General features: G+C 72.5%; 5 protein-coding genes. 3 read left to right on the top strand and 2 right to left on the bottom strand.

What is annotated here, in order from left to right:
* Nucleotides 1-906 precede the first annotated feature (906 nt).
* A complete protein-coding gene (locus ACZ4W5_RS37585) occupies nucleotides 907-2397 on the top strand; it encodes an FAD-binding protein (RefSeq protein WP_465659716.1) in 1491 nt (496 codons plus the stop codon).
* A gap of 92 nt (nucleotides 2398-2489) precedes the next feature.
* Here the strand turns inward: ACZ4W5_RS37585 and ACZ4W5_RS37580 are convergent, their stop codons facing one another.
* The gene (locus ACZ4W5_RS37580; RefSeq protein ID WP_465659714.1) at nucleotides 2490-3185 is read right to left on the bottom strand and encodes a hypothetical protein; all 696 of its coding nucleotides are present in this window, start codon (nucleotides 3183-3185) and stop codon (nucleotides 2490-2492) included.
* A gap of 419 nt (nucleotides 3186-3604) precedes the next feature.
* A complete protein-coding gene (locus ACZ4W5_RS37575; RefSeq protein ID WP_465659712.1) occupies nucleotides 3605-4399 on the bottom strand; it encodes an alpha/beta fold hydrolase in 795 nt (264 codons plus the stop codon).
* 133 nt (nucleotides 4400-4532) lie between these two features.
* Here ACZ4W5_RS37575 and ACZ4W5_RS37570 point away from each other — a divergent pair, with 133 nt between their 5' ends.
* Together ACZ4W5_RS37570 and ACZ4W5_RS37565 are read left to right on the top strand one after the other, a co-directional pair.
* Complete coding sequence (locus ACZ4W5_RS37570) at nucleotides 4533-5177, top strand: TetR/AcrR family transcriptional regulator C-terminal domain-containing protein (protein ID WP_465659710.1); 645 nt, start codon at nucleotides 4533-4535, stop codon at nucleotides 5175-5177.
* Nucleotides 5178-5266: 89 nt separating this feature from the next.
* Nucleotides 5267-6295, top strand: a complete 1029-nt coding sequence (locus tag ACZ4W5_RS37565; RefSeq protein WP_465659708.1) for a phosphotransferase family protein — start codon at nucleotides 5267-5269, stop codon at nucleotides 6293-6295.
* Nucleotides 6296-6493 lie beyond the last annotated feature (198 nt).

The raw sequence follows: 6493 nt of genomic DNA, 5'->3' as shown, positions 1-6493 counted from the left end.
TGATCCACGCCACCCAAGCCATCCAATACATGATCACCGGCACCATCCTCCTCACCGCCGTCACCCTCGACTCCCTCACCCGCCACACCCACACCCACCCACAACACCACTAACCACCAGCAGGCAGCCAGAAGCCGAAAGCCACCAACACCCAGCGAGACCGCACGCCCCCCCACCCGAGACCGCACGCCCCCACCCCCGACCGAAACCCAGACGTGCACAAAAAGTCAGCCCGGCCGACGTCCCGTGCACGAGCGGAGGCTCGCCCAGGCCACCAAGCACAACAACAGCCTCCACGCACGAGCGAGAAAGCCGAGCCCAGCCAGCACCACCCGCCCCGCCCCAGCTCAGCAAAGAAGCAAGCCCGAACAAGCCGAGGCAAGAGGCCACGAGGGATAGGTCTACGACCGCCAGTTCGGTGGCGGTGAGGACCTTAGGGACATCGAAGACGCCAAGGGTTTCGAGGAGTTCACCGGTATCGGCCTCCGCGCCCGGGCGAGGACCGACACGGAGAGCGCCGTAGCGCCCATTGAGACGAATGGCGACCCCAGCGAGAGAGACGTCCAAGGCCAGACACACCGCCCACCCGGCAGCCAGCGGCGTGCGGGAGCAGCGCAGCAGGACCACGAAGGCCCCAGCCGGGGGCCGGACACCAGCCGAGAGCACGCCCGGCGAAGGCGGGCAGCAACCCCACCGCCCAGCCCGCCCGTTCGCCATGGTGAGCAGGCCCGGCTCGGGCTCGGTCAGTGCTCCTCGGCTGACCAGGCATTTCAGGTCGCCGCGAGTGTCCTCTGTGTGACGGGGTTCGGCGCCGAGGCCGTACCGGGCCCGGCCGGCCGGGTAGGTGGTCGCGGGATGGTTGCGGTACAACAATCCCTATTTGACGACTGATCGGAGAACCCTGAGATGAGCAGGTCGGGCCTGTCCCGCCGAGCCCTGATCGCCGGCGCCGGCGCCGCCGTCGTCGGGTGGAACACCACCACCCGCTCCTGGGCCGCCGCTTCTGGCGAGGACGTCGCCGAACTGCCCTCCCTGGACGGGACGGTGACGCTGCAGGGCGAGGGCCTGGAGCGCTTCTCCACCGACTTCGGACACCTGGTCACCTGCGCGCCCCGCGCCGTGCTGCGCCCCGGGTCGGTGCGCGACGTGCAGAAGGTCATCGCCTTCGCCCGGCGCCATCGCGTGCCGGTGGCCGTCAACGGGCAGAGCGGCGACGCGGCCACCCACGGAACGACGTCCCTGGAATCCCACTCCAACTACGGCCAGGCCAACCCCCGCGGCGGCATCGCGATCGACGCCCGCGGCCTGAACCGGATCATCTCGACACGGCCCGGCGAGGCCGTCGTCGAGACCGGCGCCACCTGGGCACAACTGGTCGATGCGGGCCTGGCCAACGGCTGGGTACCGCCGGTGCTGACCGACTACCTGCACCTGTCGGTGGGCGGGACGCTGAGCGTGGGCGGCATCGGCGGGGCGGTGCAGCACCACGGCCTGCAGACGGACACGGTGCGCGAGCTCCAGGTGGTGACCGGCACCGGCGAGCTGGTGACCGCCTCGCGCGGGCGCAACCGGGAGCTGTTCGAGGCGGTGCTCGCCGGCGGCGGGCAGGCGGGGATCATCGTGCGGGCGACGCTGGCGGTGGTGCCCGCGCCGGCGCGCTCCACCGTCTTCACCCTCGCCTACGACGACCTGGACACCTACCTGGCCGACCAGCAGAAGGTGCTCGCCGACGGGCGCTTCGACCTCCAGGTCGGCAACGTGGTGCGCAGCGCGGACGGACAGCGCTGGCGCTACACCGCCGAACTGGTCGCGTACGGGCCGGCGGACCGGCCGGTGGACCGCCAGGCGCTGCTGGCGGGCCTGAACCCGGTGGCGGGCGAGACCACCGTGGTGGAACAGAGCTGGCGCGAGTACGCGTTCCGGGTCGACGCCTTCGCGGGGTACCTGCGCGAGGCGGGCTTCTGGGGGCTGCCGAAGCCCTGGCTGAGCCTGTTCCTGCCGGCCGCCACGGCAGGAACGTTCATGCGGGAGGCAGCCGAGCAGTTGACGGCCGCGGACCTCGGCGCGGGACTGCTCCTGTTCTACCCGTACACGCGGGCGAAGGTGACCACACCCCTGGCAGTCCTCCCCGACGCCCCCACCGGCTGGCACTTCGACCTGCTCGCCTTTCCCGCGCCGGGCGCCGACACCGCGGGAATGCTGGAACGCAACCGGCGCCTCTACGAACGAGCCGTGGCCCTCGGCGGCAAGCGCTACCTCATCGGCGCGATTCCCGACATGACCGACACCGACTGGCAGGCCCACTACGGGACACTGTGGGAGCAGGCAGCACGGGCCAAGCGACGCTTCGACCCGGCGGGGATCCTCACCCCGGGCCAGAACATCCACCACCCCTGACGCTCGCCCCCGGGGCCCCGCTCCCCGCAGGGCTCCGGGACGGGCAGGGCCCGTACCCGGCCAAGGGCCTGACCCACCTGACCCGAAACGCCTCAGCTGAGCACCCACCGGGGCGGGTGTCCGGGGTCGGTCGGGCAGGTGAAGACGAGCAGGTCCCGGTCCCGGCCGAAGCGGAGTCGAGTGGGTTGGGCAACGGAGCGGCCGCCCCGGATCGATGCCTTCCCCCTCAGCGTCGGGTCACGGTCCTCCAGTGGCACCCAGCTGTGCGAGCCGGCGTCCATTTCGTCGCCCTCCGCCGTGAGCAGCAGCCGCATGGGGGTCGCGCAGGACTCGCAGTCGATGGCCATCGGTCCCGTCGACGCCCAGCTGGGGAAGCCGCCGACGCGCCAACCAGGAGGGATCGACAGGTCGTACTGGTAGCTGGGGGCGTCGGGGCCGTGTTCCGCTACCTGGGCGTCGTCCCACGCGTCGATGCGCGCGATCAGCGAAGCGGGCAGTGTGTCGTCCTCAGCCCAGGGATAGGTGTCCACCTCCTCCGGGTGCAGGACGCACGGCTCGGGGAGTTCGTCCTCCCATCGAAGCATGGGCACGTGCGGCGGGTCGGTGAGGAAGCGTTCCGCGTGCTCGGTCCGCCCGGCATGTCGCCACCGCAGGCGGTAGCGGCGCTCCAGGTACGGGCCGTGGGTGAAGGGGCACCGGAAGAGCTGCACCAGGTCGGCGCCGTCGGGCCCGCAGGCAAGGCCCGGGATGTCACGGCGGAAGAACTGGGCCAGCCCCACGAAGGGCACGGGCCCGTCCAGTCCGGGAGTGCCCACGGGGGGCCACGGCCGACTCGGCGGCCGGGCCCCTGCGGCCCGGGCGCTACGGATCTCCTCCGGTGCGTACCCCTCGCTCTCACGCTGGTGCGGCTCATGACAGAGCGGCCACGGTTCGCCCTCCGGCCACAACATGGGCCCGCCGACGTGACTGTCGTGCACGCCGGGCCGCCCCGGCCGGGGGTGCAAACGGGTCGTCCGAGCTCGGTAGGGGGCCAGCTCCGGGAACACCGCCTCCACGGACACCGGCCTGGCCGGTGTGGTCCTCGTCATCCGCAGACCGTACCCGGACGGATTCAGCACGCGCGAGCGGATTGCCGCCCGTTCCCGGGGGGTGGCGGCGCGCCGGCGCCTCGGGGAGCGGGGCCGACAGCCCGGGGCGCGGCCGGGGGTCAGGCGTGGTCGCGGGCCGCCTGGGCGAGGGCGCCGAGCGGCAGGCGCCTGTCGGGCGGGCCGGGCTGGGTGAGGAAGTCGAGGAGGAGGCGGTTGACGAGCTCGGGCTTCTCCAGCGGGGCGGCGTGGGAGGTGCCGGGCAGGACGGCGAGTTGGCCGTTGGGGGCGGTGCCGGCCACGGCGGCGCTGTGGCAGATGCGCACCCCGTCGTCGTCGCCCTGCATGACCAGGAGGGGCATGGGCAGGTCGGCCAGGGCGGCGAAGCCGATGTCGGGTTCCTCCCGCCACATGGCCAGCCACTTGGCGAAGACCACGGGGAAGTGAGCCGGTCCGTCCGGGGACAGCGGCTCGTACTGGGGGCGGAACATCGCCTCCAGACGCGCGGTGTCGTCGAGGATCGAGGCGTCGGCGCCGGTGGAACCCTCACGGCTGACACCACCGCTGATGAGGACCAGGGAACGCACCAGATCGGCGCGGCGCAGCGCCGTCCGCAGGGCGACGGTCGCGCCCGCGCTCCAGCCGATCAGGTGGACGGGGCCGGTGCCGAGGGTTTCCAGGAGGGCGATGAGGTCACCGGCCATCAGGTCGCTGGTGACGGGGCCTTCGACGTCGGGGGTGCGGCCGTGGCCGCGGCGTTCGGGGGCGAGGACACGAAAGTGCGCGGCAAGGGCCGGGATCTGGCCCCACCAGCTGTCGGCGGTCACCCCTCCCCCGTGCAGCAGGACGACAGGATCGCCCTCGCCCTGGATCTCGCACCAGGTGAGATGTCCACCGACGTTCACGTACTCACCCATGTCATGCCTCCATGCCTGCCAGTACGAAAGCTACTTGAGCATCGCTCAGGTCGATCATAGGCAGACGACCTGAGCTAAGCTCAAGTCCCGCTGCTCCCGAACCTTTCCCCGCTGGAAGGAGACCGCCGAAGCCATGGCGCTGCACCGTAATGACGTCATCGCCGCCGCACTGGACCTGCTGGACGAGGTCGGGCTCGAGCGGCTGACCACCCGGGCACTGACCGAGCGCCTGGGCGTGGCCCCCGGGGCGCTGTACTGGCACGTCCGCAGCAAGCAGGAACTCCTGACGGCCATGGCGGACACCGTCGTGGCCCCCGCCTTCACCACCCCGGGGACGGAAAGCGGGAAGGAGGCGGAAACGGAGGCGGGGACGGAAACGGAGGCGGAGGCGGGCAGTTGGGCGCAGCACACGGAGGCGTTCGCGCACCGGCTGCGCCGGGCGCTGCTGGGGCGCCGCGACGGCGCACGGCTGGTGTCGGGGCACCTCGTCCCCGGAACGGCGACGCTCAAGTCCGTGGAGGACGGCCTGGCCCTGATGAGCGCACAGGGGCTCACCCCGGCCCAAGCGGCCGTGCTGGGGCACGCGGTGACCAGCTACGTCATCGGATTCGTCCTCCAGGAACAGCAGGAACACGCCCCCACCGGCGAAGCCGCCGGACCGGACCCGGCGCACCACCCGCTCCTCCTGCAGTGGCAGGCCGAACACCCCGGCCCCGACGCCACGTTCACCGCCGGACTCACGCTGCTGACCACGGGCCTGGCCGCCCAACTCGCCTGAGGGAACCGGGCCGACCGCGTACGGGGACGGGACTTCGACAACAGGCCCTGGCTGCCACGGGCGCGGGGCGGGGCGTAGGGTGGTCGACCATGACCGAGGACGACGTCCAGGGGTGGGCCGGAACGCGCCGGTGGGTGGAGGGCACGCTGGCCCCCGGTGAGCGGATCGTCGGTGTGCGGGTGCTCAAGGGCGGGTGGACCTCGCAGATGCGGCGCCTGGACATCGACTCCGACCACGGCGGCCGGAGCAGCGCCAGCGACGGGAACGGTGACAACGACGGGAACGGTGACAACGGCGGTACCGGCACCGGGGGTTACTCGCTGGTGCTGCGCTCCTTCGTCAAACCGTTCTACGTCCGCCACGCCCCGGGCATGCTGGAGCGCGAGGCCGACATACTGCGCCTGCTGTCCACCCGCGGCATCCCGGCGGCGCGGCTGCACGCGGTGGACGCGCGGGGCGAGCACGGCGAGCACCCGTCGCTGCTGATGACCCACCTGGACGGCGGGGTGCGGGTGCAGGAGGACGGGGACGTGGCACGCCGGGTGGAGCTGCTGGCCCAGCAGCTGGCCGCCGTGCACACCATCGAGGTCGACGAGGACCAGCGGCCGCGGGCCTGGCAGGCCTGGACCTCTCCCGAACGCGTGCAGATACCGCCCGCCACCGAGCGGCCGGAACTGTGGGAGCGCGCGGTGACGGTGATCGGCCGCCCGGCCCCCGAGCACCAAGGCGCCTTCCTGCACCGGGACTTCCACCCGGGCAACGTGCTGTTCGACGGTACGGGGGCGGAACTGGCGGTCAGCGGGGTCGTCGACTGGGTGGAGACCTCCTGGGGCCCCACCGACCTGGACGTCGCCCACTGCTCGACCGCCCTGGCCCTGCTGCACGGCGTGGAAACGGGCCTGGCCTTCGCCGACGCCTACGAGCGAGCCGGCGGCACGCTCACCGCCACCGGGGAGGACCACCTGTACTGGCGGCTGCTGGACGCGCTGGCCTTCGCGCCGGACGCCGAGAAGGTCACCGTGCCCTGGCGCGAACTGGGCCGCACCGATCTGAGCACCCAGCTGCTGTCCGCCCGCCTGGAGGAGTACGTGGCGGCGCTCTTCGAGCGCTACGCGTAGTCGGCCCCCCGGCCGGGGCACCCCCTCCCCCTCGACCCGGCGCGCACCGAAGGGCCACCGGCCACCTCCCCGGGCGGAGGCGCCTCGGCCCGGCCGCCTCGGCCCCGCGGCGCCGGGCGGGTGGGTGTCCGTTCCTCGGTCACCCCGCGTCGGGGGCGGGGTGCGGGCAGTAGGATCGTCGGCGTTGTCAGTCGTACA

This window comes from Kitasatospora sp. NPDC029367 (genome assembly GCF_055569135.1).
The sequence above is the reverse complement of the archived record's forward strand: the minus strand, read 5'-3'. Positions and strand labels throughout refer to the sequence as shown.